At 61.0% G+C, this 23,875-nt stretch carries 26 protein-coding genes and 2 rRNA genes; 10 read left to right on the top strand and 18 right to left on the bottom strand.

The features are described 5' to 3' along the window. Positions 1 to 17 precede the first annotated feature (17 nt). The 4 genes from gatB (at position 18) to ACQ4WM_RS17615 (ending at position 4,427) form a co-directional block, all read left to right on the top strand. A complete protein-coding gene (gene gatB, locus ACQ4WM_RS17630) occupies positions 18 to 1,478 on the top strand; it encodes an Asp-tRNA(Asn)/Glu-tRNA(Gln) amidotransferase subunit GatB (RefSeq protein WP_436547965.1) in 1,461 nt (486 codons plus the stop codon). A 178-nt stretch (positions 1,479 to 1,656) separates the two neighbouring features. After that, positions 1,657 to 2,040, top strand: coding sequence for a BlaI/MecI/CopY family transcriptional regulator (locus ACQ4WM_RS17625; RefSeq protein WP_436547964.1), 384 nt, complete (start codon positions 1,657 to 1,659; stop codon positions 2,038 to 2,040). Next, a complete protein-coding gene (locus ACQ4WM_RS17620) occupies positions 2,037 to 3,284 on the top strand; it encodes a M56 family metallopeptidase (RefSeq protein WP_436547963.1) in 1,248 nt (415 codons plus the stop codon). Before ACQ4WM_RS17625 ends, ACQ4WM_RS17620 begins: the two co-directional genes overlap by 4 nt. Before the next feature lie 96 nt (positions 3,285 to 3,380). Continuing rightward, on the top strand, positions 3,381 to 4,427 hold the full coding sequence (locus ACQ4WM_RS17615; protein WP_436547962.1) for an oxidoreductase: 1,047 nt from the start codon (positions 3,381 to 3,383) through the stop codon (positions 4,425 to 4,427). A gap of 2 nt (positions 4,428 to 4,429) precedes the next feature. Here ACQ4WM_RS17615 and ACQ4WM_RS17610 read toward each other — a convergent pair whose 3' ends face one another. The 3 genes from ACQ4WM_RS17610 to ACQ4WM_RS17600 all read right to left on the bottom strand — a co-directional run bounded on the left by ACQ4WM_RS17610 (position 4,430) and on the right by ACQ4WM_RS17600 (position 6,101). After that, the gene (locus tag ACQ4WM_RS17610; protein WP_436547961.1) at positions 4,430 to 4,891 is read right to left on the bottom strand and encodes a carboxypeptidase regulatory-like domain-containing protein; all 462 of its coding nucleotides are present in this window, start codon (positions 4,889 to 4,891) and stop codon (positions 4,430 to 4,432) included. A gap of 36 nt (positions 4,892 to 4,927) precedes the next feature. Then, positions 4,928 to 5,119: a YqaE/Pmp3 family membrane protein gene (locus ACQ4WM_RS17605; protein ID WP_436547960.1), complete on the bottom strand. Its 192-nt coding sequence runs from the start codon at positions 5,117 to 5,119 to the stop codon at positions 4,928 to 4,930. An 88-nt stretch (positions 5,120 to 5,207) separates the two neighbouring features. Continuing rightward, positions 5,208 to 6,101: a LysR family transcriptional regulator gene (locus tag ACQ4WM_RS17600; RefSeq protein WP_436547959.1), complete on the bottom strand. Its 894-nt coding sequence runs from the start codon at positions 6,099 to 6,101 to the stop codon at positions 5,208 to 5,210. Between the two features lie 124 nt (positions 6,102 to 6,225). Between ACQ4WM_RS17600 and ACQ4WM_RS17595 the strand changes: the two genes are divergently transcribed. Further along, positions 6,226 to 6,969, top strand: coding sequence for a sulfite exporter TauE/SafE family protein (locus tag ACQ4WM_RS17595; protein WP_436547958.1), 744 nt, complete (start codon positions 6,226 to 6,228; stop codon positions 6,967 to 6,969). Between the two features lie 34 nt (positions 6,970 to 7,003). Here the strand turns inward: ACQ4WM_RS17595 and pyrE are convergent, their stop codons facing one another. Further along, on the bottom strand, positions 7,004 to 7,666 hold the full coding sequence (gene pyrE, locus ACQ4WM_RS17590; RefSeq protein ID WP_436547957.1) for an orotate phosphoribosyltransferase: 663 nt from the start codon (positions 7,664 to 7,666) through the stop codon (positions 7,004 to 7,006). An 89-nt stretch (positions 7,667 to 7,755) separates the two neighbouring features. Between pyrE and ACQ4WM_RS17585 the strand changes: the two genes are divergently transcribed. Further along, positions 7,756 to 8,532, top strand: a complete 777-nt coding sequence (locus ACQ4WM_RS17585; protein ID WP_436547956.1) for an exodeoxyribonuclease III — start codon at positions 7,756 to 7,758, stop codon at positions 8,530 to 8,532. A 3-nt stretch (positions 8,533 to 8,535) separates the two neighbouring features. On the opposite strand, the gene ACQ4WM_RS17580 is transcribed toward ACQ4WM_RS17585, so the two are convergent. The 12 genes from ACQ4WM_RS17580 to ACQ4WM_RS17525 form a co-directional block, all read right to left on the bottom strand. Beyond that, entirely contained in the window at positions 8,536 to 9,423 is an 888-nt protein-coding gene (locus ACQ4WM_RS17580) for a pseudouridine synthase (protein WP_436547955.1), read from the bottom strand. Positions 9,424 to 9,427: 4 nt separating this feature from the next. After that, positions 9,428 to 10,333 (bottom strand): M48 family metallopeptidase, encoded by a 906-nt coding sequence (locus ACQ4WM_RS17575; protein ID WP_436547954.1) that lies wholly within the window; start codon positions 10,331 to 10,333, stop codon positions 9,428 to 9,430. Between the two features lie 84 nt (positions 10,334 to 10,417). Then, positions 10,418 to 11,032, bottom strand: a complete 615-nt coding sequence (gene metW, locus ACQ4WM_RS17570; RefSeq protein ID WP_436547953.1) for a methionine biosynthesis protein MetW — start codon at positions 11,030 to 11,032, stop codon at positions 10,418 to 10,420. Then, entirely contained in the window at positions 11,029 to 12,225 is a 1,197-nt protein-coding gene (gene metX, locus ACQ4WM_RS17565; protein ID WP_436547952.1) for a homoserine O-succinyltransferase MetX, read from the bottom strand. Before metX ends, metW begins: the two co-directional genes overlap by 4 nt. 132 nt (positions 12,226 to 12,357) lie before the next feature. Beyond that, positions 12,358 to 14,100 carry a phosphoenolpyruvate--protein phosphotransferase gene (gene ptsP, locus ACQ4WM_RS17560; RefSeq protein WP_436547951.1) on the bottom strand — a complete coding sequence of 581 codons (1,743 nt, stop codon included), beginning with the start codon at positions 14,098 to 14,100 and terminating at the stop codon, positions 12,358 to 12,360. Positions 14,101 to 14,144: 44 nt separating this feature from the next. After that, complete coding sequence (locus ACQ4WM_RS17555) at positions 14,145 to 14,414, bottom strand: HPr family phosphocarrier protein (protein WP_436547950.1); 270 nt, start codon at positions 14,412 to 14,414, stop codon at positions 14,145 to 14,147. 65 nt (positions 14,415 to 14,479) lie between these two features. Beyond that, positions 14,480 to 14,884 (bottom strand): PTS sugar transporter subunit IIA, encoded by a 405-nt coding sequence (locus ACQ4WM_RS17550; protein WP_065308191.1) that lies wholly within the window; start codon positions 14,882 to 14,884, stop codon positions 14,480 to 14,482. Positions 14,885 to 14,893: 9 nt separating this feature from the next. After that, positions 14,894 to 15,856, bottom strand: a complete 963-nt coding sequence (gshB, locus tag ACQ4WM_RS17545; RefSeq protein ID WP_436547949.1) for a glutathione synthase — start codon at positions 15,854 to 15,856, stop codon at positions 14,894 to 14,896. 99 nt (positions 15,857 to 15,955) lie between these two features. Continuing rightward, entirely contained in the window at positions 15,956 to 17,254 is a 1,299-nt protein-coding gene (gene gshA, locus ACQ4WM_RS17540) for a glutamate--cysteine ligase (RefSeq protein WP_436547948.1), read from the bottom strand. A 194-nt stretch (positions 17,255 to 17,448) separates the two neighbouring features. Next, entirely contained in the window at positions 17,449 to 19,008 is a 1,560-nt protein-coding gene (gene amt, locus ACQ4WM_RS17535; protein WP_436547947.1) for an ammonium transporter, read from the bottom strand. A gap of 11 nt (positions 19,009 to 19,019) precedes the next feature. Further along, complete coding sequence (locus ACQ4WM_RS17530) at positions 19,020 to 19,358, bottom strand: P-II family nitrogen regulator (protein WP_065308187.1); 339 nt, start codon at positions 19,356 to 19,358, stop codon at positions 19,020 to 19,022. An 11-nt stretch (positions 19,359 to 19,369) separates the two neighbouring features. Further along, on the bottom strand, positions 19,370 to 20,137 hold the full coding sequence (locus ACQ4WM_RS17525; RefSeq protein ID WP_436547946.1) for a TorF family putative porin: 768 nt from the start codon (positions 20,135 to 20,137) through the stop codon (positions 19,370 to 19,372). Between the two features lie 268 nt (positions 20,138 to 20,405). Here ACQ4WM_RS17525 and ACQ4WM_RS17520 point away from each other — a divergent pair, with 268 nt between their 5' ends. From ACQ4WM_RS17520 to ACQ4WM_RS17505, 4 genes are all read left to right on the top strand, one after another. Beyond that, complete coding sequence (locus ACQ4WM_RS17520) at positions 20,406 to 20,675, top strand: accessory factor UbiK family protein (RefSeq protein WP_436547945.1); 270 nt, start codon at positions 20,406 to 20,408, stop codon at positions 20,673 to 20,675. A 91-nt stretch (positions 20,676 to 20,766) separates the two neighbouring features. Beyond that, a complete protein-coding gene (locus ACQ4WM_RS17515; RefSeq protein WP_436547944.1) occupies positions 20,767 to 22,287 on the top strand; it encodes a YifB family Mg chelatase-like AAA ATPase in 1,521 nt (506 codons plus the stop codon). A gap of 53 nt (positions 22,288 to 22,340) precedes the next feature. Continuing rightward, positions 22,341 to 22,886, top strand: a complete 546-nt coding sequence (locus tag ACQ4WM_RS17510) for a hypothetical protein (protein WP_436547943.1) — start codon at positions 22,341 to 22,343, stop codon at positions 22,884 to 22,886. Between the two features lie 162 nt (positions 22,887 to 23,048). Continuing rightward, complete coding sequence (locus ACQ4WM_RS17505; RefSeq protein WP_436547942.1) at positions 23,049 to 23,393, top strand: DUF1840 domain-containing protein; 345 nt, start codon at positions 23,049 to 23,051, stop codon at positions 23,391 to 23,393. Between the two features lie 63 nt (positions 23,394 to 23,456). Here ACQ4WM_RS17505 and rrf (ACQ4WM_RS17500) read toward each other — a convergent pair. Continuing rightward, positions 23,457 to 23,569 (bottom strand): 5S ribosomal RNA (gene rrf / locus ACQ4WM_RS17500). Between the two features lie 208 nt (positions 23,570 to 23,777). After that, positions 23,778 to 23,875: ribosomal RNA gene (gene rrf / locus ACQ4WM_RS17495) — 5S ribosomal RNA — on the bottom strand; the annotation flags it as partial.

Here is a 23,875-nt window from a genome sequence, read left to right as displayed (position 1 = left end):
AAAAAAGCGAGAACACTATGCAATGGGAAGTCGTCATCGGTCTTGAGAACCACGTGCAGCTCACGACCGACTCCAAAATTTTCAGCGGTTCGCCGATCAAGTATGGCGCCGAAGCCAACACCCAGGCCAGCCCGGTTGACCTTGCGCTGCCGGGTGTGCTGCCGGTCATGAACAAGCAGGCGGTCGACCGCGCCATCCGTTTCGGCCTGGCCGTGGGCGCCACCGTCGCACCGCATTCGGTCTTCGCGCGCAAGAACTATTTTTACCCGGATTCACCAAAAGGCTACCAGATCAGCCAGTTCGAAGACCCGGTGGTGATCGGCGGCGCCCTCACCTTCGGCTACGAAAAGGATGGCGAATTCGTCACCAAGACCGTCAACCTGACGCGCGCCCACCTGGAAGAAGACGCCGGCAAGTCGCTGCATGAAGACTACGCGGGCATGAGCGGCATCGATTTGAACCGCGCCGGCACGCCGCTGCTGGAAATCGTTTCGGAACCGGAAATTCGCAGCGCCGCCGAAGCCGTGGCCTACGCCAAGGCCCTGCACTCGCTGGTGATGTGGCTTGGTGTCTGCGATGGCAATATGCAGGAAGGTTCGTTCCGCTGCGACGTCAACGTCTCGGTGCGCCCGGCAGGCCAGAAGGAATTCGGCACCCGCTGCGAAATCAAGAACCTGAACTCGTTCCGCTTTATCGAAGACGCCGTGCACGTCGAAGTGCGGCGCCAGATCGAGCTGATCGAAGACGGCGGCAAGGTGGTGCAGGCGACGCGCCTGTATGACCCGGACCGCAAGGAAACGCGCGAAATGCGCAGCAAGGAAGACGCCCAGGATTACCGCTACTTCCCCGACCCGGACCTGCCACCGCTGGTCATTTCGCCCGAATGGATCGCCCGCGTCAAGGCCGATATGCCGGAACTGCCGGCCGCCATGCGCGCCCGTTTCATCAGCGAATACGCGCTGCCCGAATACGACGCGCTGGTGCTGACGCAATCGAAAGCGATGGCCACCTATTTTGTCGCGGTAGTGGAAAAAGCCGGCAAGGACAACGCCAAGGCCGCCGCCAACTGGCTGATGGGCGACGTCGCCTCGACCGTCAACCGCGAAGGCGTGGATCTCGATGCAGCACCGGTATCGCCAGCCCAGCTGGCCGCCATGCTGAAACGCATCGCCGACGGCACGATTTCCAACAAGGCGGCAAAAGAAGTCTTTGCCGGCATGTGGGAAGCCAAATCGAGCGACGAACACCTGGTCGACGCCATTATCGACGCCAAGGGCCTGAAACAGATTTCGGATACGGGCGCCCTGGCAGCGATTGTCGACCAAGTACTGGCGGCGAACGCCAAATCGGTCGAGCAGTACCGCGCCGGCAAGGAAGCGGCCATCAATGCGCTGATCGGCCAGGCCATGAAGGCCTCGAAAGGCAAGGCCAACCCGGCCCAGCTGACGGAGCTGCTGAAGGCCAAGCTGGCTGCCTGATCTGAATCAGAACGACATGAAAAGGACGCTGCGGCGTCCTTTTTTTCGTCTTTCAGACAATTTTGTCTGACCGATTTTCCATCAAATGAAGGCACTTGAACGCCACTAAAAATTAAAGTATACATTTTTGTCTACAACGTATATTCTGATTCCATCGAATTTCACGCAAGAGAAAACCATGGCCAGACCTCCCGCTATTCCAAGACCAACGGCAGCCGAACTCGATCTGCTGCAAGCGTTGTGGCCACTCGGCGCCGCCACCGCCAAGCAGGTGCATGAGGCGATGGCGGTGGAGAAACCGGCCATCAACTATGGCACCGTGTTGCGCCTGATGCAGATCATGCATGGCAAGGGCTTGCTGATCCGCGACGAAAGCGCGCGCTCGCACGTGTATGCGCCGGCACAGGCACAGGACAGCCTGCAGACCAATCTGTTGAAGGACCTGATGCAGAAAGCGTTTGCCGGCTCGGCCAAGGCGCTGGTGCTGGCAGCCCTGCGCACCGGCGTGTCGCGCGCCGAGCGCGAGGAAATTGAAAAAATGCTCAGGGACGAGCAATCATGAATACCTTTGTGCAGGCACTGGGCTGGACCTTGCTGCACTTTTTGTGGCAGGGCCTGCTGATCGCTGGCGCCACCGCACTGGTGCTGGCCGTTTTGCGCAATGCGCGGCCTGAAGCGCGCTATGCGGTGGGCTGCGGCGCCCTGCTGGCCTGCCTGGCCTGGCCGGCGGCCGGCCTGTACCTGCGCCTGGCAGGCAGCGACAGCGCGATGGACATGTATGCGGGCGGGCTGCTGCCGGCCGCGCTGCTGGCGCCAAACAGCCTGCCCGACATGTCCACGCTGCTGCGCGCCGTGGTCGGCGTATGGGCCTTGTGCGCGGCCCTGCTGGCCGCCCGCATGGCGCTGGGCATGCTGTGGATACAGCGCAGCACCAGCCAGCCGGTGGGCAGGAACGCGCATTGGCAGGCGCGCTTGTCCGACCTGGCGCTGGACGCCGGCATCACACGACCGGTCCGGCTGCGCGTGGTACGCGATATCGCCAGTCCGCTGGCGGCTGGTATCTGGCGGCCGGTGGTGCTGCTGCCGGCGTCGCTCGTAACGGGCATGCCGCCCGAGCTGATCGAAGCGCTGCTGGCACATGAACTGGCGCATGTACGCCGCCACGATTATCTGATCAACCTGCTGCAAAACGTGATCGAGTCGCTGCTGTTCTTCCACCCTGCCGTCTGGTGGATTTCACGCGGCGTGCGCACCGAGCGCGAACATATTGCAGACGATTTCGCAGCAAGACAACTGGGCGAACCGCGGCGCCTGGCACTTGCACTTTCCGAACTGGAGCGTCTCCAGTTCTCCACCCACCACCTGGCCATTGCGGCCAACGGAGGAGTTCTTATGTCACGTATCACACGATTGCTGCGCCCCGCACCACAAGCACTGAACTGGAAGGCGGCCGTGCTGCTGCTGGCCCTGGCCGGCGCCTGCCTGGGCATTTATGGCCAGGCGGTGGCCGCCGACACGGCCCGCAAGGCCGATGGCCGCCCTGTGCTCGATTTCGGCACCTGCGCCAAGCCGCAGTATCCTGCCGATGCGCTGCAGGCGAAGCAAACCGGCACCGTCAACTTGTCGTTCCAGGTCAACGCCGCCGGCAAAGTCGAGGATTCGAGTGTGGTGCGCAGCAGCGGGCACCCAGCGCTGGACGAGGCAGCTCGCAGCGGCATTGCCAAATGCACGTTCAAGCCGGCACTTGCCGCCGGCAAGGCGGTCAGTTCGCCGGTGCAAATACAGTATGTCTGGACGCTTGAATAAGCAGGTGGGCCAGATGCGGGCGACACACCATCGTGACGATGTGTGTGTCCGCTTGCAGGTATGATCATGGCTATTGACACGCTCATAGACATTGCCATGAATAAAATCAAAACTGGTCTGGTCGGCTACGGCTTTGCCGGCTCCACCTTTCACGCACCCGTGCTGTCCACCGTCGACGCATTGGCACTGACAGCCGTCGCTTCCAGCAAGCCCGACCTGGTGCATAAGGACTGGCCCCATGCGACTGTCTACGCCGAACCGGCGCAGCTGTTTGCGGACGACTCCATCGAACTGGTAGTGATCGCCGCGCCCAACGAAGCGCATTTCAGCTTGGCCAAGGCGGCGCTCGAAGCGGGCAAGCATGTGGTGGTCGACAAACCCTTCACGATTACCAGCGTTGAGGCGCAGACGCTGATCGACCTGGCCAAACAACGCAAGCTGGTACTCAGCGTGTATCACAACCGCCGCTGGGATGGCGATTTCCTCACATTGAAGTCCTTGCTGGCGCAGGGCAAGCTGGGCCGCGTCACAAGCTTTGAATCGCATTTCGACCGTTTCCGCCCCGAGATACGACAGCGCTGGCGCGAGTCCGCCGCGCCCGGTGGCGGCCTGCTGTATGACCTGGGGCCGCATATGCTGGACCAGGCAGTGCAGCTGTTTGGCACACCCGAAAAAATTTATGCCGATATTGCCCTGCAACGCGATGGCGCCGAAGCGGTCGACTATCTGCATATTGTGCTCTACTACGAGCGGCTGCGTGTGGTGCTGCAGGCCGGCTGCCTGGTCAAGGCGCCGACGGCCCGTTTTGCCGTACATGGCGACCAGGGCAGCTTTGTGAAATTCGGAATCGATCCGCAGGAAGATGCGTTAAAGGCGGGCGGCAGGCCGGGCCAGCCAGGCTGGGGCGAGGATGGCGTGCGTGGCGCACTGCACCTGGGTACGCAGGCGGACGGCCAGTTCGACCATCTGGAGATGCAGCCGGGACGCTATCAGGACTTCTACCAGGGCATGGCCGAGGCTATCCGCAACGACAAGCCGGCCCCGGTAGCGGCCGAGGATGCGCTGCTGACCATGCGCCTGATCGAACTGGCGCTGCAAAGCGCCGGCGAAGGCCGCGTGCTGAAGGTCAGCGCCGAGGTTTAATCTCAGGCAGGGTGCTGGTTGGTTCCCGCCGGCCAGACCAGTTCGACTTTTGCGGAACTGCCGGCCTTCACCTGCACCTTGCGCTCCAGCGTTTTGCCGTCCAGGGTGGCGCGCACGGTGTAGCTGCCAGGCGCCAGGCGCGCCAGCAGATAGGGACCAGTGGCGGTGACGTCCAGCGCCAGCGCGCCTTTGGCGTCATGGATGGCCAGCTTCACGTCCGAAGCAAACTGCGCGGCCCCGCCGGCCTGCACGGAAAACACCAGGCTCAATGGCCACTGGCTGCTGGCGCTCTTGATGGCCGTCGATTCGTCGAGGCCCACGCCACCGCTCAGGTACTCCACCACGCCGCTCTTCTGCACGGCCGGCAGCGCGCCTTGTGCATGGGCCGGGCCATGCATCACGACAGACAATACAATCGCATTCAGTACAGCAGTGGCGCCAAGGGCGAGTCGGTGGTTTTGCATGGGGGTCTCTTCAATCTCGGGGTTGGCTGGGTTGGCTTAATACCGGCGCGTGGCTTCGGCAATCTTCTGGTCAGTCTTGAACTGGCTCAGTGCATACACCGCCCAGATGGTCGCTGGCAGCCAGCCGATCAGGGTGATTTGCAGGATCAGGCAGATGAAGCCGGCGATCGGGCGACCGATGGTGAAAAAGGTCAGCCATGGAAAAATCAGGGCTATCAATAAACGCATGGTGTTGTCCTCGTAGGTGCCTGTGTGTACTGTACAAGCCTCATTCTACGTGCACCGGATCGGCTTGTCCGCGCGCCACCGCACACTACTACGCCTTCAGATGCTCGATCAGCTGGCGCGCGTACAGGGGTAATTCACTGAACTGGCGCACGCAGATCGTCAGATTGCGTACGGACCAGAGATCAAGCAATGGCATGCAGCGCAGCGCCATCGTCTGCTGGCAGCGGCGCGCGGCCGACTGCGGCACCACGCTGATGCCCACGCCACTGGCAACCATGCGGCAGACTGCATCGAAACTGCGCAGGCGCACGCGCACCTTCAAGGGCCGGCCCAGGCGCGCCGCTTGCAGGGCAAGGTATTGCTGCAGCGCGCTGTCGTCGGCCAGGCCGATAAAGTCATGCTCGAGCAGGCTGGCAAAATCGATCTCGCCCTGCTCGCCGATGGCGCGTTGATGCACACCGTCCGCCGCCGCAATCGCCACCAGGCGGTCGGGCCGGAACAAAAACGTTTGCAAGCCGCGCATGTCGACCGAGTCGGAAACGATGCCGAGGTCGGCCAGGCCTTCCGAGACGCACTTGACGATATCGTAGCTGAGGCGCTCTTCCAGGTCGATGGTGAGCTTGGGATGGCTATCGAGGAAAGTGCCGAGCGCTTCGGGCAAAAATTCGCTGAGCGCCGAGGTATTGCACAGCAAACGCAGCTGGCCTTTCAGGCCGTGCGCAAATTCACCGAGGTCGCCGCGCAGCTTGTCCATTTGCAGCAGTACCAGCCGCGCGTGGTGCAGCAGGGTCTGGCCAGGCGGCGTGACTTCCACGCCGCGCCGCCCGCGCAGCAGCAGCGGCATGCCCAGCGCGTCTTCCATGCCGCGCACGCGGGCACTGGCCGACGCCAGCGCCAGATGGCTGCGCGCAGCGCCCGCTGTCAGGCTGCCCTCTTCCACCACGTGCACGAACAGCTGCAAATCAACCAGGTCAAAACGCATGGCCACCTCCTGCCACCATCTTATCAGCCTTCGTTTCAAACTGAGGCTGGCGCTGCGAAATCGCGCTTTTCACTATCGCGCCTGGCGCGCAGAATTTCGCCACCTTCATTCTGATTGAACCACCATGCAGACTTCATTTTTACTGGCCGTCGGCGCCAGCTTTATCCTCGCCGGCTTCGTCAAGGGCGTAGTGGGCCTGGGCTTGCCGACGGTGGCCATGGGCATGCTCAGCCTGGTGATGCCTCCCGTGCAGGCAGCGGCCCTGCTGATCGTGCCGTCGATGGTGACCAATCTGTGGCAACTGGCGGCCGGTCCGGGCTTGGCGAGCTTGCTGCGGCGCCTGTGGCCGCTGCTGGCCTGGTCCATGACCGGCACGCTGCTTGGGGGCGCGCTGCTGCCGCGTGACAGCGGCGCGTGGGCGGTGGTGGCATTGGGGGTGGCACTGATGGCCTACGCACTGGCGGGACTGTGCTCGCTGCGCCTGAATGTGGCGCTGCGCCATGAACGCTGGCTGGCGCCGCTGGTCGGTGCGCTAACGGGCCTGGTCACGGCCGCTACCGGCGTATTCGTGATTCCGGCCGTGCCGTATCTGCAGGGGCTGGGCCTGAAACGCGATGAACTGGTGCAGGCGCTGGGCATGGCGTTTACAGCATCGACGATGGCGCTGGCCGCCAGCCTGGCGCTGCTTGGCGATTTTCACCTGGGCGACGCCCGGGCATCCGCCTGGGCGCTGCTACCGGCTTTGGCCGGCATGCTGGCCGGCCAGTGGCTGCGCGGACGCATCGCGCCGGAGCTGTTCAAAAAGTGCTTTTTTGCTGGCCTGTTTGCGCTGGGACTGCATTCGGTGGCGAAGGCATGGCTGGGCTGATCATGCATCAACCATGGCACCCGCCATGCACGCTTCAAATACCGTAGCGCGTGCGGTAGGCAGAGACGGCTTCTTTGTACTTGAGCAGTTCCGGATCGGCGCCCTCGCCGTTCAGGTAGCCGAACAGGTCGTCGAGGTTGCCGATCGAGATGACGGGAATGCCATATTGTTTCGTCACTTCCTGCACCGCCGATGAGGGCGAGAGCTGGCCATCCGGGCCTGAACGCTCCATGCGGTCCAGTGCGATCAGCACGGCGCACGGTTCGGCACCGGCGGCGCGTATCATGTCCACCGATTCGCGCACCGAGGTACCGGCCGAAATCACATCGTCAATAATGACGACCTTGCCGGCAAGTTTGGCGCCGACGATGGTGCCGCCTTCGCCGTGGTCCTTGGCTTCCTTGCGGTTGAAGGCGAATGAGGTGTTGCGGCCCTTGCCGGCCAGCGCCACGGCAGTGGCCGAGGCCAGCGTGATGCCTTTGTAGGCGGGGCCGAACAGCATGTCGAATTGAACGCCGGAATCGAGCAGGGTCTGCGCGTAGAACTGGGCCAGTTCGGCCAGGGTGGCGCCGTCATGGAACAGGCCCGCGTTGAAGAAGTAAGGCGACTGGCGGCCGGCCTTGGTGGTGAACTCGCCGAACCGCAAGACTCCCTTGGATACCGAAAACGCGATAAACTGCTGGCGTAAATTATTCACATGAGCCTCATTTTTTAAAAGTGCCTGTATTTTAATCCGCGCGCAGCAGCGAGACAATCGCCACTTTTGCCCCTTTTCCTTTCCCTCCTATGCCAAAAATTATCTCCGCCAACCTGAACGGCATCCGTTCCGCCGCCAAAAAAGGCTTTTTCAACTGGATGGGCACGCAGACGGCCGACTTTATCTGCGTGCAGGAACTGAAGGCGCAATTGCCCGACATGACGCCGGAGTTTCTCAACCCGCACGGCTACCATGGCCATTTCCACTATGCCGAAAAGAAGGGCTATTCGGGTACCGGCGTGTACAGCAAGGTGCAACCCGATGCGGTGCATATCGGCTTTGGCTGCCCTGAATTCGACGCCGAAGGCCGCTATGTGCGTTGCGACTTCGGCAACCTGACCGTCATTTCCGTCTACTGCCCATCCGGTTCGTCCGGCCCCGAGCGCCAGGAAGCCAAGTTCCGTTTCATGGACGTATTCCTGCCGCATTTGCTGACGTTAAAGGCGCTGGGCCGCGAGGTGGTGATCTGCGGTGACTGGAATATCGCCCACCACGAGATCGACCTGAAGAACTGGAAGGGCAACAAGAAGAACTCGGGCTTCCTGCCGGAAGAAAGAGCCTGGCTCACGCGCGTGTTCGATGAGGTGGGCTTTGTCGACGTGCACCGTGGCCTGGACAAGCGCGAAGACCAGTACACCTGGTGGAGCAACCGTGGCCAGGCCTATGCGAAAAACGTCGGCTGGCGCATCGACTACCATGTGGCCACGCCGGGCATCGCGGCGCAGGCGCATACGGTCAGCGTGTACAAGGATGAAAAGTTTTCGGATCACGCGCCATTGATCATCGACTACACGATCCGCGCGTAAGAGTTACAGGTTGCGCCGGCTGTCGAATTGGCGCTGTTCGCCGCTCAAGGGGTCGACAAAACTGATCGCCCGCGCCATCAACTGCAGCGGCTGCGACATATCGTCCTGCTTGCACGGCAGCGCCACCGGATAAAACGCATCGTTGACAATCGGGATGCCCAGCGCGGCCAGGTGCACGCGCAGCTGGTGCTTGCGGCCCGTGTGTGGCTGCAAGCGGTACAGGGCCAACTCGCCACGTTCTTCGATGATGTCGATAATGGTTTCCGAGTTCGGCTCGCCCGCTTCCTCGCGCATGAGGAAGAACTTGTCGCCATCGACCATGCGGCTGCGGTAGGTAAACGGAAAATCGTGGCCGTGCAGGCGCGGCGCCAGCGCTTCATAGACTTTATGGATTTCACGGCGCTGGAACAGGGTCTGGTAGGCGCCGCGACTGGACGGTCGGCGTGAGAAAATCACCACGCCGGCCGTTTCGCGGTCCAGGCGATGCACTGGCGTCAGGTCGGCGCAATCGAGCTTCTTCTTCAGCCGCGTCAATAGCGTTTCTTGCACAAAGCGCCCGCCCGGGGTCATCGGCAAAAAATGCGGCTTGTCGACCACCAACAGATGCTCGTCTTCGAACAGTATCTGTTCCTGGAACGGTATCGGCGTTTCACGTTCCAGTTCGCGGTAATAAAAGATGCGCATGCCGCGCCGGCAGGCACTGCCGGGCAGCAGTACCTGGCCATCGCCGTCAACCACCTCGCCGCGCGCCATGCGGTCCAGCCATTGCGTGGCACTGATCTGCGGATAGCGCTCCACCAGGAACGCCAGCATGTCGGGCCACTGCCCTTGCGGCAGCCACAGGTAGCTGGCGGCTACGCCATCGCGCATCGGCAGTGGTGGCGCCGTCATGTGCTTAGCGCGAAGCGACGCCGTTGCTGCGGTAGGCCGGCAAGTCGTTGACCGACACGCCCTTGCTGCGCGCGTACAGCGGCAGCACCTGCGCCATATGGCTGTTCATCTGCGAAATGCGGTCCTTGCCCGACGGGTGGGTCGACAGGAACTCCGGCGGCGCACCCTTGTTCAGCGCAGCCATTTTCTGCCACAGGATAACACCGGCACGCGGATCGAAGCCGGCGCGCGCGGCCAGGTCCATGCCGATCAGGTCCGCTTCGCGTTCGTCGTCGCGCGAGAACTTCAGCATCACGCCCTGCGCCGCCATATTGGTGGCAGTGCCGGTGATGTTCGGGTCCACGCCCAGCCAGGCCGACAGGCCGGCGCCGGCCAGCTTGGCGCCGACGGCGGCCAGGTTGCCCTTGCCTGCCTGCGCCTGCGAGTGCTCGCGCAGCGCATGCGAGATTTCATGGCCCATGACGATGGCCACTTCGTCGTCGGTCAGGTTCAGCTTGGTGATGATGCCGCTGTAAAAGGCGATCTGCCCGCCCGGCATGCAAAAGGCGTTGACCTGGTCGGAATTGAGCAGGTTGACCTGCCAGTTCCAGCTGGCAGCCGCCTCGTTCCAGCGCGTGGCGAACGGGATGATGCGCTGGGCGATGGCGCGCAGGCGCTTGACCTGCGGGTCGCTGTCGGGCACCAGGGCATTTTTTTCCTTGGCTTCGTTGACCAGCTGCGTATATTGCTGCTTCGATTGTTCATTGAAGTCGACGCCGCCGGCAAACATGCGCGTGCTGGACAAGGGACGTACCTTGATGCCGTCCTGGACCACGGCCTGTGCCAGCGCCGGCAGTGGCGACAGTGCGGTGGCGACGCACAAGCTGGCAGCGATAGTAAAACGTTTGAACGAGTGGGGGTAGTGCGTCATGTGGGAAGTCTCCGTAAAACAATGTCATACATTAGCATACAGGCCGTCCGCCATATTGCACTATCGCAACACTCGTGCAGCATCTTACTGCGCCTTCTTCTTGCGCAGGCGGAAAACGGCCAGGTCGCCGCGCAGGTTCGGCAGCACCGATACCATCTTGCCTTCGGCCAGCGCCACGCAATCGATCACTTCCAGGCCGCATTCCTCAGCCAGCTCGCGGAAGTCATTGATGGTGGCACAGCGTACGTTGGGCGTATCGTACCATTGGTAGGGCAAGGACTTCGACACCGGCATGCGGCCCTTGAGCAAGGAAACGCGGTGCGGCCAGTAGGCAAAATTCGGGAACGAAACGATGGCCTCGGTACCGACGCGCACGATGTCGCGCAGCAGCGGCTCGACCTGCTTCATCATCTGCAGCGACGACAGGCACAACACCGTGTCGAAACTGTTGTCGCCGAAGATAGCCAGGCCTTTTTCCATGTCCTGCTGTATCACCTGCACGCCACGGCGGGTGCTGGCCAGCACCTTGTCGTCGGCGATTTCCAGGCCGTAGCCGCTGCAGCCCTTGCCGCTGCTTTGCAGGTATTCCAGCATCACGCCATCGCCGCAGCCGACGTCGAGCACGTGAGCCTGGTCCGGCACCCAGTGGGCGATAAAGGCCAGGTCGGGGCGCAGCGCGCTCAGTTCTTCGAAATTCATGCGATCTCCCCGGCGCCCTGACGCAGCTGATGGTTCTGTACGGCCGGCACGCCGGCCTTGATCTCGTTCCACACCTGGCCGTAATAGGCACGCACCATGTTCATGTAGCGCGCATCTTCCAGCAAGAAGGCGTCGTGGCCGTGCGGTGCATCGATCTCGGCGTAGGTCACCTGGCGCCGGTTGCACACCAGCGCCTCGACGATTTCGCGGCTGCGCTCGGGCGAAAACCGCCAGTCGGTGGAAAACGAGGCCAGGAAAAACTTGGCACGAGTACCGGCCAGCGCCCTGGCCAGGTTGCCTCCATGGGCGCGCGCCGGGTCGAAATAATCGAGCGCCTTGGTGATCAGCAGATACGTGTTGGCGTCAAAATACTCGGAAAATTTGTCGCCCTGGTAGCGCAAATACGATTCGATCTCGAAGTCGATGCCGAAGCCGAATTTGTAGTCGCCCGTCTGCGCCGCATCGCGCAGCTTGCGGCCAAATTTTTCGGCCATGTCGTCATTCGACAGGTAGGTGATATGGCCGACCATGCGCGCCACGCGCAGGCCGTTCTTTGGCACCACGCCGTGTTCGTAGAAGTCGCCGCCACGGTAATCAGGATCCGACAAAATGGCCTGGCGGGCGACGTCGTTGAAGGCGATATTCTGTGCCGACAGCTTGGCCGTCGACGCGATCACCACGCAGTGACGCAGCCGCTCGGGGTACATGATGCTCCAGGCCAGCGCCTGCATGCCGCCCAGAGAGCCACCCATCACGGCGGCGAACTGAGTGATCCCCAGCTCGTCGGCCAGGCGCGCCTGCGCGCTGACCCAGTCTTCCACGGTCACGACTGGAAACGCCGCGCCATATGGCTTGCCGGTGGCAGGGTTGGTGTGCATCGGGCCCGTCGAGCCGAAGCAGGAACCGAGGTTGTTGACGCCGATGACGAAGAACTTGTCGGTATCGAGCGGCTTGCCCGGCCCCACCATATTGTCCCACCAGCCGATGCTTTTAGGCTCGTCGGCATAGGTGCCAGCCACGTGGTGCGAGGCGTTCAGCGCATGGCAGACCAGCACCGCGTTCGATTTGTCGGCGTTCAGGGTGCCGTAGGTTTCATACATCAACATATAGTCCTGCAGCGAGGCGCCGCTTTGCAGCTGCAGGGGGTGCGCAAAATACATGGTTTGCGGCGAAACAATTCCAATGGATGACATGGTGTGTCGGTTTATCTAGGGGGGCGGCCCCGCGGGCCATGATCGATGCGGAGTCGCGATGAAAGGCTCCGCAGCTTCAGCGGGACGCATTTTGCCGCGCGCAATGCGTCCCGCTGGTGTTGATCCGACAGTTTACATCAGCTGCAGTTGTTCGACAGCTTCGGCGATCACATTTGGCTCCATCGAGCGCATGATTTTGCGCATTTGTGGCGCAATCAGCGCCAGGTCGCTATTGAGTATCTCCTGCTTGACGGCCAGCAACTGGGCCGGATGCATGGAAAACTCGCGCAGGCCCAGGCCCAGCAGCAAGCGCGTGAGTTTCACGTCGCCCGCCATCTCTCCGCAGACAGCGACGTCGATGCCCGCCTTGTGGCCGGCCGCAATCGTCATCGAGATCAACTGCAGCACGGCCGGATGCAACGGGTTGTACAGATGCGCCACTTCGTAGTCGACCCGGTCGATCGCCAGCGTGTACTGGATCAAATCATTGGTGCCGATCGACAGGAAATCGAGCCGCTTGACGAACATCGGCAGCGCCAGCGCGGCGGCCGGGATCTCGATCATGGCACCCACTTCAACCGCATCGTCGAACTTCACGCCCTCTTCGCGCAGGGCAGCCTTGGCTTGCGCGATCATCGCCAGCGACTGGTCGATCTCGAAGGCATGCGCCAGCATCGGGATCAAAATGCGTACCTTGCCGTAGGCCGAAGCACGCAAAATCGCGCGCAGCTGGGTCAAAAACAGCTGCGGCTCGGCCAGGCAATAGCGGATCGCGCGCAAGCCCAGCGCCGGATTCAAGGCCGTATGGTCGGACTGGTCGAGCGGCTTGTCGGCGCCGATGTCGAGCGTGCGGATGGTAACCACCTTGCCCTTCATCGACTGCACTGTCTTGCGGTAGGCCTCGAACTGCTCGTCTTCGGAGGGAATCTTGTGGGCGCGGCCCATGAACAGGAATTCGGAGCGGAACAGGCCCACGCCGACGGCGCCGGACTCCAGCGCAAAAGCGCAGTCATCGGGCAGCTCGATATTGGCCAGCAGGGTGATGGCGGTGCCGCACCTGGTGACGGCCGGGGTTTTCTTCAGCTTGCCCAGCTTCTTGCGCGCACGCTGCATCGCCACCTGGCGCTCGCGGTACTGTTCCAGCACCAGCGGGCTGGGGTTGGCGATTACCACGCCGGCGTCGCCGTCGATGATCAGCCAGTCGTCCTGCTCGATCAGGGTCGAGGCCTGCGACATGCCGACTGCTGCAGGAATGTCGAGGCTGCGCGCGACGATGGCGGTATGCGAGTTCTGGCCGCCGACGTCGGTAATGAAGCCGACAAACGAGCGGTCGCGGAACTGCAGCATGTCGGCCGGCGAGATATCATGCGCGACGACGATCATCTGCGCTGTGAATTCGTCTTCGGCGGCCGCCTTGGGCAGCAGTTGCTCGGTGCCGAGCAACACTTTCAGCACGCGTTCGGCTACCTGCTGGATGTCGGCCTTGCGCTCGCGCAAATACGGATCTTCGATTTCGTCGAACTGGGCAGACAGTTCATCGATCTGCGTCAGCAACGCCCATTCGGCGTTGTAATGGCGCGAACGGATAATGTCGAGCGGCGCTTCGGAAATCATCGGGTCGGACAGGATCAGCACATGCACGTCGATAAAGGCGCCCAGCTCGGTGGGGGCGTCTTTCGGCAGTTCGTTCCACAGGGTTTGCAATTCCTTGTGGACGGCGGCGATCGCGTTTTGCAAGCGCAGCACCTCGGCTTCGATCTGCTCCTGGGCCACCAGGTAATGCTTGACGTCCAGGGCCGCCGGCGCCAGCAGGTGCGCGCGGCCGATGGCGATGCCGCGCGAAACGGGAATGCCGTGGAGCGTGAAGGAAGCCATGGGATGACCTGTGGGAAAGCGGCTGCGGCTGCGTTCGGCGGGCATTACTCGCCTTCGCCAAACCTGTCGTTGATCAGGGCGGACAGCGCCTCGACGCATGCCTGCTCATCTGGGCCTTCCGCTTCCAGGGTCACTTTCGCGCCCTTGCCGGCGGCCAGCATCATCACGCCCATGATGGATTTGGCGTTGATGCGGCGCGCATTGCGAGTCAGCCATACATCGCTTTTGTAGCGGGCGGCCATCTGGGTAAATTTGGCCGAGGCGCGTGCATGCAGGCCCAGTTTGTTGATGATTTCGAGTTCTTTTTGTATCATTTTTATCTAGTCTCTATCCCTGAAAAAAACTTGCGCCGCCTTCAGGGCGGCGGCCATGTCATGCTTTATTCACCCACACGAATGCGGTTGTCGACGCGCACGGCGCCGCTTTGCGCACCGGCCAGCGCCATCTCGACCACCACGTCGAGCGTGTCGCGGCGATACGTGATGGCGCGCAGCAGCATCGGTAGGCTGATGCCGGCGATCACTTCCACGCGCCCCGCATCGGCCAGCTTGTTGCAGCAGTTCGACGGCGTGCCGCCTTTCACATCGGTGATCACCAGCACGCCGGAACCGTCGTCGAGGCGGCAGATGGCGGCCGAGGCGAGCTTCTGCACTTCGGCCAGGTCCTGGTCGGCCAGCACGTCAATCGCCTCGAAACGCTCGGTCGGTCCGCGAAACACATGCGCGCAGGCGGCAATGAATGCCTGGCCCAGCGGTGCGTGTGTCATGAGCAAAATCCCTACCATATCTGTTCCTTATACCGTCGCCGCAGGTGACTGCGCCACGCCCTGCTCGACCGCGTCGATAAACATGGCGGCCACGTCAAAACCGGTCTGCTGCGCAATTTCCTGGAAACAGGTCGGGCTGGTGACGTTGACTTCCGTCAGGTAGTCGCCGATCACGTCCAATCCTACCAGCATCAGGCCACGCCCGGCCAGGATGGGGCCGAGCTTTTCGGCGATTTCCTGGTCGCGCGCCGTCAATGGCTGGGCCACGCCCTTGCCGCCGGCGGCCAGGTTGCCGCGCACTTCGCCGTTTTGCGGGATGCGCGCCAGGCAATATGGCACCGGCTTGCCGCCGATCACCAAAATACGCTTGTCACCCTTGTCGATATCGGCAATGAAACGCTGCGCCATGATGGTCTGCGCGCCGTTGCCGGTCAGCGTCTCGATGATGGCGCCGAGGTTCAGGGCGTCAGCCTTGACACGGAAAATGCCGGTGCCGCCCATGCCGTCGAGCGGCTTGAAGATCACGTCCTGGTGCTTGGCGTGGAAAGCGCGCAGGCGCGCCTCGTTCGACGTCACCAGAGTGGGTGAAGTGAATTCCGAAAACTGCGCGATCGCCAGTTTTTCATTGTTGTCACGGATTGCCGACGGCTTGTTGAACACGCGCGCGCCCTGCTTTTCGGCCAGTTCCAGCAAATAGGTGCCATACACATATTCCATGTCGAACGGCGGATCCTTGCGTTCGATAATGGCATCAAACACGGACAGGCGCACTTCTTCGGTCGACACAACCTTGTACCAGTCATGCTCGTCGCCGGTCAGGGTGATTTGCTGCACTTGCGCCGTGACGATGCCTTCTTCCAGCGCCATGTTCTTCTGTTCGAAGGCGTACACGGCGTGGCCGCGGCGGGCCGCTTCGCGCATCATGGCGAAAGTGGAATCTTTGTAGGTCTTGAAGCCTGCCAGCGGATCGGCAAGGAATGCAATTTTCATGAGGCGGTCCAGTCGGAATGCGGGAAGAAGAAGGCTTGATTCTAGCCGAGATCGACAGGCGGGGTGCTGCCCCCGCCTGGCCGGCCCGGCGTCAGCGTATCAATACACTTCGGGGTTCGGGTCCGTGCGTTCCATTTCCAGCGACGCGGCCAGCAAGGCCAGACGCGCCACCACGCCATACACATAGAAGCGGTTCGGCGCAGCCGTGCCCGGCTTGGCCTTCAGGTCCGGTACCGCATGCTGCTGGGCAAACGCCAGCGGCACATATTGCGAGCCCGGCGCATTCAGGTTCTGGTCCACGCCCTTTTCAGCGTGCACGCGGTAAAAGCCACCCACCACATAGCGGTCTATCATGTAGACGACCGGCTCGGCCACCGCATCCTTGATGCTTTCAAAGGTCGGTACGCCTTCCTGGATGATGACGTCGGTGACCAGATGGCCATCCTTGACGATGGACATGGTTTCGCGCTGCTTGCGCGACAGGTCGCGCACTTCGCTGGCGTCGCGCACCGTCATGACGCCGGTGCCATACGTGCCCGCGTCGGGCTTGACGATCACGAACGGTTTTTCCTTGATGCCGTATTCCTTGTACTTTTTGCGGATCTTGGCCAGCAGCACGTCGACGCTAGCGGCCAGTGCATCTTCGCCCTCGCCTTCCTGGAAGTTCACGCCGCTGCACTTGGCGTGAAACGGGTTCAGCATCCAGGGATCGACGTCGATCATCTTGCCAAATTTCTTCACTACTTCATCGTAAGCCGTGTAGTGATTGCTCTTGCGGCGCAAGGCCCAGCCCGCATGCAAGGGCGGCAGCAGGCTTTGCTCATGGATGTTTTGCAGGATGTCGGGAATGCCGTCGGACAAATCGTTGTTCAGCAAGATCGTGCACGGATCGAAATCCTTCAGGCCCAGGCGGCGGCCATTGTTCAGGCGCACCAGCGGCTCGATCACCAGCATATTGCCGTCCGGCAGGGCCAGCGGCGTCGGCTGGGTAATTTCGGGCGACCAGGAGCCGAAGCGCACGTGCAGCCCCGTCTGGCGGAAGATCTGCATCAGGCGCGCCACGTTCTGCAGGTACTGCGGCGTGGTGTTGTGCAATTCCGGCACGATCAGCAAGTTGCGGGCGTCAGGGCAATATTTGTCGATGGCGGCCATCGCGGCCTGCACCGACAGCGGTAGCATTTCGGTCGCCAGGTTATGGAAACCGCCAGGGAACAGATTGGTGTCGACAGGCGCCAACTTGTAGCCGGCATTGCGCAAATCGACCGAGCAATAAAACGGCGGCGTGTGTTCTTGCCATTCCATGCGGAACCAGCGCTCGATGGCGGGCGTGGCGGCGAGAATCTTCTTTTCGAGGTCGAGCAGCGGTCCGGTCAGGGCCGTGACGAGATGGGGAACCATGGTTACATCCTTAAATTATGTGCAGTATTCAAAAAAGCACACAGAACTGCCGACTATATTACCGTGTAAGTAGCCCAAATCGGGGCAAAAGCCTTGTTTTAAAGACCTCTACCGCTCCACCAACGAAAAAAAGGCGCCTCAACGAGGCGCCTTTCCGGCAAAACAGCTCAGAACTTCAACAATCCATTGCAGGATCAGTTGTGATAAGCCTGCTCGCCATGGCTGGTGATGTCCAGGCCTTCGCGCTCTTCTTCTTCCGGTACGCGCAGGCCGATGACGATATCGACCAGCTTGTAGGCGATCATGGAAACGAGTGCCGACCAGAGGATCGTGGTGCCGACCGCTTGCGCCTGTACCCAGACCTGGTGGCCGATCGAATACGGGTCGGTCGAGATCTTGTTGGTGACGTAGTCCATGATGCCCTGGCCGCCCAGTTGTGGCGCAGCGAACACGCCGGTCAGGATGGCGCCCAGGATACCGCCGACGCCATGCACGCCGAACACGTCGAGCGAATCATCGGCGCCGATCATGCGTTTCAGACCAGTCACGCCCCACAGGCAGACAATACCGGCCAGCAGGCCGATCACCAGGCCACCCATCGGGCCGACAAAGCCGGCCGCCGGGGTGATCGCTACCAGGCCGGCAACCGCGCCGGAAGCGCCGCCCAGCATCGAAGGCTTGCCTTTGGTGATCCATTCGCCGAAGACCCACGACAACGTTGCAGCGGCAGTGGCCAGCAAGGTGTTGACAAACGCCAGGGCAGCCAGGTCGCCCGCTTCCATCGACGAGCCGGCATTGAAACCGAACCAGCCCACCCACAGCAGGGAAGCGCCGATCATGGTCATCGTCAGCGAGTGTGGCGCCATCGATTCGCGGCCGTAGCCAACGCGTTTGCCGATCATGATTGCGCCAACCAGGCCAGCAACGGCGGCGTTGATGTGCACCACGGTGCCGCCGGCGAAGTCCAGCGCGCCTTTTTGATAGATCCAGCCAGCCTTGGCGGCTTCAACTGCCACCGAAGCGGCGTCGGTGATCATGTCGGGACCAGTCCAGAACCACACCATGTGGGCTGCTGGCAGGTAGGCAAAGGTGAACCACAGAACCACGAAGGCCAGCACGGCGGAAAACTTGGCGCGCTCGGCAAAGGCGCCGACGATCAGTGCGCAGGTAATCGCGGCAAACGTGCCCTGAAAGGCGACGAACACAAATTCAGGAATCACCACGCCCTTGGTAAAGGTGGCGGCAACGGCGAAGGTGCCGGTGGCAGGATTCCAGATACCGTTCAGGAAGGAGCGCCCGAAGGTGCCGAAGAACGCGTTGCCTTCGGTAAAGGCCAGCGAGTAGCCGTAGATGCACCACAGCACGATCACCAGCGCAAACACCACGAACACCTGCATCAGGATCGACAGCATGTTCTTGGAACGCACCAGGCCGCCGTAGAACAGGGCCAGGCCGGGTATCGTCATCAGAATCACCAGGATGGCGCAGACCATCATGAAACCGGTGTCGCCTTTATTGGGAACCGGTGCGGCGACGGGCGCGGCAGCGGGTGCCGGGGCAACAGCTCCGGCGGCGGCCGGCACAGGTGCCGCTGCGGGCACGGCCAATGGCGCCACCTCCGGTGTCGCCACGGCGGCGGTGGTGGCAGCCACCGGTTCGGTTTTTGCAGGTGCATCGGCAAAGCTTGGCGCAGAGACGCCAAAGGCAAACAGACAGGCTACCCCAGCTAACAATTTTGTTATATTTTTACGCATCAATATTCCCCTTAGAGCGCTTCGTTGCCGGTTTCACCGGTACGGATGCGGATGACTTGTTCCAGAGTGGTGACAAAAATCTTGCCGTCGCCGATCTTGCCGGTGCGCGCGGCGCCTTCGATCGCTTCGATGGCCTGGTCGACGATGGCGTCATCAACCGCTGCTTCGATCTTGGTTTTTGGCAGGAAGTCGACCACATACTCAGCGCCACGATACAGTTCCGTGTGGCCTTTCTGACGGCCGAAACCCTTCACTTCCGTGACAGTAATGCCTTGTACATTAATAGCCGACAAGGCCTCACGCACCTCGTCCAGCTTGAAGGGCTTGATGATCGCGGTAATCATTTTCATGGCAATCTCGCTTAAAAAGTTTTGGAAACAGACAACACCACGCCGGTTTTGGCCAGGTTCTTGCCATTCGGCGCGAACGAGTCGATATTCGCCTTGACGGCTGCCAGCGAGACGGTAGCCACGCCGTAGTCTTTCGTGACGCCAATCTTGAAATCGTTGTAGCTGAGGGAATCGTTGTGCTCGACCTTCTGGCGACCTGCATGCAGATTCAACATGTAGCCGTCATGCACCTCGACGTTCGCGCCGACGTCGAGGTAGCCGCTGTTCTTGCTGTCAGCCACGCCAAACAGATTGGTGGTCGAGTGCGAGTATTTGATGTAGACAGGGCCATAGCCAACCTGACCATAGAGTTCAAACGTATTGGCGTTGGTGGAGAGGCCATTGGACGGATAAAAATAATACAGGCCGCCTACGTCGTAGGTGAAATCGCCGGTGATAGTACCGCGTTTGCCGCCATAAACATCCCATTCAAAATTGGTGTCACCGCCACCATCCTTGATCCACTTGATGCTCGACAGCCACGTGCCGAGGTACAAGCCGGTCGGATTGTTGGTGTAGTCGGCGCCGCCGCTGATGGCCGGTTTCAACCGCGTTTGCGACACGCCACGATAGCGGTAGTCGGTGGTCAGGCCCACGTTGTACGCCACCACATTGTCAGGTACTGCCTCCGCTGCGGCTGGTGCTGCGGCCGCTTCTTGGGCCATGGCAGTGCCACACATGGCGGACATCGCAAATGCCAGCGTAGCTGCTACAGTCATGCTCTTGGACAGATTCTTCATGGCGATTCCCTTTTATTGAACTTTTAAAGCGGTTGAGGTTTAAAATCTGGTCTGGCGATCACAAAGCGTCTATTAACTCATTAGCAGAATGCGTGCCAGCTTCATTGCCACCTTGACAGCTGCATTTCCGTCCATACATACGCTACAAGCCCCTCGAAGTGCGGAACCTGGTTGAGGGATCTTGTTGAAGTTTTCACTTTCGCACCACATTAAAGCTGACGTGCACCGTAATGGTGCGATGCACTTGCAGCACCACTAAGGACATACCATGGACATGAATACTTTCTTTAACGATTTGCAGGGCAAGATCCACCAGGCCATCGAAAATTCGCCAGCCAAGGATATCGAGAAGAATGTGAAGTCGATGATGACCCAGGGCTTCGCCCGCCTGGACCTGGTCACGCGCGAGGAGTTCGATATCCAGACGCAAGTGCTGGCCAAGACGCGCGCCAAGCTCGATGCGCTGGAACTGCGCGTGATCGAACTGGAAGCACGCCTGAACGACAGCAAAACCGTGGACATCGGCAAACCGCTGTAAAGCAACACAACAGTACTGGCGAAGATCAAGCGTCCTGCCAGGAACAAGGGCTAGACTGGCCCTGCCCGCGCCAGCGGAGCAGGGAGATGCCATGAGCCTGGCAGTATTAAAAAGTCGCGCCCTGGCCGGCATGGAGGCGCCCGAGGTCAACGTCGAGGTGCACCTTGCCAACGGCTTGCCCTCGTTTACCATCGTCGGCCTGCCCGATACCGAGGTCAAGGAGTCGCGCGACCGCGTGCGCGCGGCGCTGCAAAATTGCGGTTTCGATATGCCGGCCCGGCGCATCACGGCCAACCTGGCGCCAGCGGACCTGCCGAAGGAATCTGGGCGCTTCGACCTGCCGATTGCACTGGGCATCCTGGCCGCCTCGGGCCAACTGCCCGCCGAACAATTACATGCATATGAATTTGCCGGCGAGCTGTCGCTGTCGGGACAGTTGCGTCCCATCCGTGGCGCACTGGCGATGACGTTTGCCATGCAACGCAGCAAGAATGGCGCGCCGCGCGCGTTCATTTTGCCGCACGCCAATGCCGACGAGGCGGCGCTGGTCCCGAACGCCAGCATTTATCCAGCCCATACCCTGCTTGAAGTGTGTGCCCATTTCGCCGCGCGCGATCAGTGTACCGCCCTGCAGCGGCACCAGCCGGCCTTGCTGGCGGCGCATTTTTCCTATTCCGACTTTGCCGAAGTACAAGGCCAGCACCATGCGCGGCGAGCACTGGAGGTAGCGGCCGCAGGAGGCCACAGCCTGCTCATGGTGGGCCCGCCCGGCGCCGGCAAGACCATGCTGGCCAGCCGCTTTCCCGGCATTCTGCCACCGATGAGCGATGAAGAAGCACTGGAAGCGGCGGCCGTGCATTCGCTGAGCGGCAGCTTCAAGGTGGAAAACTGGAAACGTCGGCCGTATCGCGCACCGCACCAGACGGCCTCCGGCGTGGCCCTGGTCGGTGGCGGCAATGTACCGCGCCCCGGTGAAATTTCGCTGGCACATTGCGGTGTGCTGTTTCTCGATGAAATCGCCGAATTCGACCGCCGGGTACTCGATGTGCTACGCCAGCCGATGGAGTCCGGCGTCATCAGCATTTCGCGTGCCGCGCGCCAGGCCGAGTTTCCAGCCCGTTTTCAATTGATCGCCGCCATGAATCCTTGTCCCTGCGGTTATCTGGGCCATGCCTCCGGGCGCTGCCGCTGCACGCCGGACGCCGTGCTGCGCTACCATGGCCGGCTGTCGGGTCCGCTACTCGATCGCATCGATTTGCAAATCGAAGTGCCGGCCATGGCGCCGGCAATGCTGGGCGCCAAAGCAGTCGCCGGCGAAAGCACGGCGGCGATCGCCGCGCGCGTGGCAGCCGCGTTTGCGTTGCAGCTGGCGCGCCAGGGCAAAGCCAACCATCAACTGGACAACCACGAAATTGCGCTGCATTGCCAGCTCGACGCATCTGGCGAACAATTGCTGCATGGCGCCATGCTGCGCCTGCACTGGTCGGCACGTACTTATCACCGCGTATTGCGCGTGGCCCGCAGCATCGCCGACCTGGCGGGCGGCACGCCGATAGAGCGAGCGCATATTGCCGAGGCCATACAATACCGGCGCGTACTGCATGTTGCCTGAGCCGGCGCGCGTGTGCGTTTGCATGCAGCAAGCAGCACTGCTACCATCGCCTGATGAAAAAAACATCATCCACCGCCATCGCCTGCCTGCTGGCCAGCGCTGCCATCCTGGCTGCCTGCAGCCCCAGGTTTGACTGGCGCGAATATCGCAGTCCCGATGCACATTTCACGGCACTGTTCCCCGGCAAGCCTGCGGTGCTGACGCGCGAGATCGATCTCGATGGCAAGAAAGTCAGCATGACCATGACGGCCAGCGAAGTCGATGGCAACACCTTTGCCGTCGGCGGCGCCGAGCTGGGCAGTGCAGAACAGGCGCAAGCAGCCTTGCCTGCCATGAAAACGGCCCTGCTCAACAATATCAAGGGCACGGTGCGCAGCGAAAAGTCGTCAGCGACTGCCAGCAGCACGCGGGCCGGCACACACCAGAAAAGCAGCGTCAGCATAGAGGCCACCGGCACCCGGCAAGGCCAGCCAGCCTTGCTGGTCGGACGCTTCGTGGCGCAAGACAAACGTATCTACCAGGTCATTATCCTCGGGCAGGAAAGCAAGCTGTCGCGCGAGACTATCGACACCTTTATGGACTCGGTCAAAATCGAATAAAGCATTTCTGCTTAGTCCAAACTTAAAATCACGATCCTCGCCCTTGTAAATAAGTGTCCTGTCCAACAAATGTTGCTGTCCGGCTTGCAGAAGCCCTGTGCAAAAAGCCAAGTCGTGATATGGTTTCGTCACTAACAACAAGAATTATTCAGAAAGTCTATTATGTTGATCTCATTCAAGTCCAAATCCTCCCCTGAAGTGTTGATGTACCAGGAGCACGCCCAGCGTATCCTTGACATCCTGCACAAGAACCCGACGCGCGGCGTGATCACGCCGGCCGAAGCCGGTCACGCGCTGGAATTGCTGGAAAAAGAAGTGGCCGATACCAAGGCCCACCCGGAAAACGACATCGAGCACGATGCACACACGCCGGAAACTCTGGAAGACGGCGAGTCGGGCGAGCACGCGCGTGCGCAAAAAGTGCATTTTTCGCAGCGCGCCTTTCCCTTGATGGAAATGCTGCGCTCGGCCAAGGCCGAAGGCGAGAGCATTATCTGGGGTGTCTGATACCTTACCAGAAAATAACGGACGAAAAAAAACCCGCTAGCAGCGGGTTTTTTTATATAACAAGCCTGACGATAACCTACTTTCACACTGGTTGCAGCACTATCATCGGCGCAGAGTTGTTTCACGGTCCTGTTCGGGATGGGAAGGGGTGGTACCAACTTGCTATGGTCATCAGGCATAACTTTTTCAACAAGCTGCTCCCAGTGGGGCAGCAACTCGTCTGGTCTGAGGAGACGGATTATATAATAGTTTGCCTGACGATGGTGGATAAACGCAGGCTTTCATGGCAGATAAAATCTCCAGGCGAAAAAAAACCCTCCAGGCCACTAGATGACATCATGGCATCTAGGCACTGGAGGGGTTTTTCTCTACTACGAATAACAAGCCTGACGATAACCTACTTTCACACTGGTTGCAGCACTATCATCGGCGCAAAGTTGTTTCACGGTCCTGTTCGGGATGGGAAGGGGTGGGACCAACTT

Source organism: Janthinobacterium longum, from assembly GCF_051380735.1.
Lineage (GTDB): Bacteria > Pseudomonadota > Gammaproteobacteria > Burkholderiales > Burkholderiaceae_D > Janthinobacterium.
The sequence above is the reverse complement of the archived record's forward strand: the minus strand, read 5'-3'. Positions and strand labels throughout refer to the sequence as shown.

What these genes read in the sequence shown, in the direction of transcription:
- gatB (WP_436547965.1), top strand. Translation starts at nt 18, where the DNA reads ATGCAATGGGAAGTCGTCATCGGTCTTGAGAACCACGTGCAGCTCACG.
- ACQ4WM_RS17625 (WP_436547964.1), top strand. Translation starts at nt 1,657, where the DNA reads ATGGCCAGACCTCCCGCTATTCCAAGACCAACGGCAGCCGAACTCGAT.
- ACQ4WM_RS17620 (WP_436547963.1), top strand. Translation starts at nt 2,037, where the DNA reads ATGAATACCTTTGTGCAGGCACTGGGCTGGACCTTGCTGCACTTTTTG.
- ACQ4WM_RS17615 (WP_436547962.1), top strand. Translation starts at nt 3,381, where the DNA reads ATGAATAAAATCAAAACTGGTCTGGTCGGCTACGGCTTTGCCGGCTCC.
- ACQ4WM_RS17610 (WP_436547961.1), bottom strand. Translation starts at nt 4,891, where the DNA reads ATGCAAAACCACCGACTCGCCCTTGGCGCCACTGCTGTACTGAATGCG.
- ACQ4WM_RS17605 (WP_436547960.1), bottom strand. Translation starts at nt 5,119, where the DNA reads ATGCGTTTATTGATAGCCCTGATTTTTCCATGGCTGACCTTTTTCACC.
- ACQ4WM_RS17600 (WP_436547959.1), bottom strand. Translation starts at nt 6,101, where the DNA reads ATGCGTTTTGACCTGGTTGATTTGCAGCTGTTCGTGCACGTGGTGGAA.
- ACQ4WM_RS17595 (WP_436547958.1), top strand. Translation starts at nt 6,226, where the DNA reads ATGCAGACTTCATTTTTACTGGCCGTCGGCGCCAGCTTTATCCTCGCC.
- ACQ4WM_RS17585 (WP_436547956.1), top strand. Translation starts at nt 7,756, where the DNA reads ATGCCAAAAATTATCTCCGCCAACCTGAACGGCATCCGTTCCGCCGCC.
- ACQ4WM_RS17580 (WP_436547955.1), bottom strand. Translation starts at nt 9,423, where the DNA reads ATGACGGCGCCACCACTGCCGATGCGCGATGGCGTAGCCGCCAGCTAC.
- ACQ4WM_RS17575 (WP_436547954.1), bottom strand. Translation starts at nt 10,333, where the DNA reads ATGACGCACTACCCCCACTCGTTCAAACGTTTTACTATCGCTGCCAGC.
- metW (WP_436547953.1), bottom strand. Translation starts at nt 11,032, where the DNA reads ATGAATTTCGAAGAACTGAGCGCGCTGCGCCCCGACCTGGCCTTTATC.
- metX (WP_436547952.1), bottom strand. Translation starts at nt 12,225, where the DNA reads ATGTCATCCATTGGAATTGTTTCGCCGCAAACCATGTATTTTGCGCAC.
- ptsP (WP_436547951.1), bottom strand. Translation starts at nt 14,100, where the DNA reads ATGGCTTCCTTCACGCTCCACGGCATTCCCGTTTCGCGCGGCATCGCC.
- ACQ4WM_RS17555 (WP_436547950.1), bottom strand. Translation starts at nt 14,414, where the DNA reads ATGATACAAAAAGAACTCGAAATCATCAACAAACTGGGCCTGCATGCA.
- ACQ4WM_RS17550 (WP_065308191.1), bottom strand. Translation starts at nt 14,884, where the DNA reads ATGGTAGGGATTTTGCTCATGACACACGCACCGCTGGGCCAGGCATTC.
- gshB (WP_436547949.1), bottom strand. Translation starts at nt 15,856, where the DNA reads ATGAAAATTGCATTCCTTGCCGATCCGCTGGCAGGCTTCAAGACCTAC.
- gshA (WP_436547948.1), bottom strand. Translation starts at nt 17,254, where the DNA reads ATGGTTCCCCATCTCGTCACGGCCCTGACCGGACCGCTGCTCGACCTC.
- amt (WP_436547947.1), bottom strand. Translation starts at nt 19,008, where the DNA reads ATGCGTAAAAATATAACAAAATTGTTAGCTGGGGTAGCCTGTCTGTTT.
- ACQ4WM_RS17530 (WP_065308187.1), bottom strand. Translation starts at nt 19,358, where the DNA reads ATGAAAATGATTACCGCGATCATCAAGCCCTTCAAGCTGGACGAGGTG.
- ACQ4WM_RS17525 (WP_436547946.1), bottom strand. Translation starts at nt 20,137, where the DNA reads ATGAAGAATCTGTCCAAGAGCATGACTGTAGCAGCTACGCTGGCATTT.
- ACQ4WM_RS17520 (WP_436547945.1), top strand. Translation starts at nt 20,406, where the DNA reads ATGGACATGAATACTTTCTTTAACGATTTGCAGGGCAAGATCCACCAG.
- ACQ4WM_RS17515 (WP_436547944.1), top strand. Translation starts at nt 20,767, where the DNA reads ATGAGCCTGGCAGTATTAAAAAGTCGCGCCCTGGCCGGCATGGAGGCG.
- ACQ4WM_RS17510 (WP_436547943.1), top strand. Translation starts at nt 22,341, where the DNA reads ATGAAAAAAACATCATCCACCGCCATCGCCTGCCTGCTGGCCAGCGCT.
- ACQ4WM_RS17505 (WP_436547942.1), top strand. Translation starts at nt 23,049, where the DNA reads ATGTTGATCTCATTCAAGTCCAAATCCTCCCCTGAAGTGTTGATGTAC.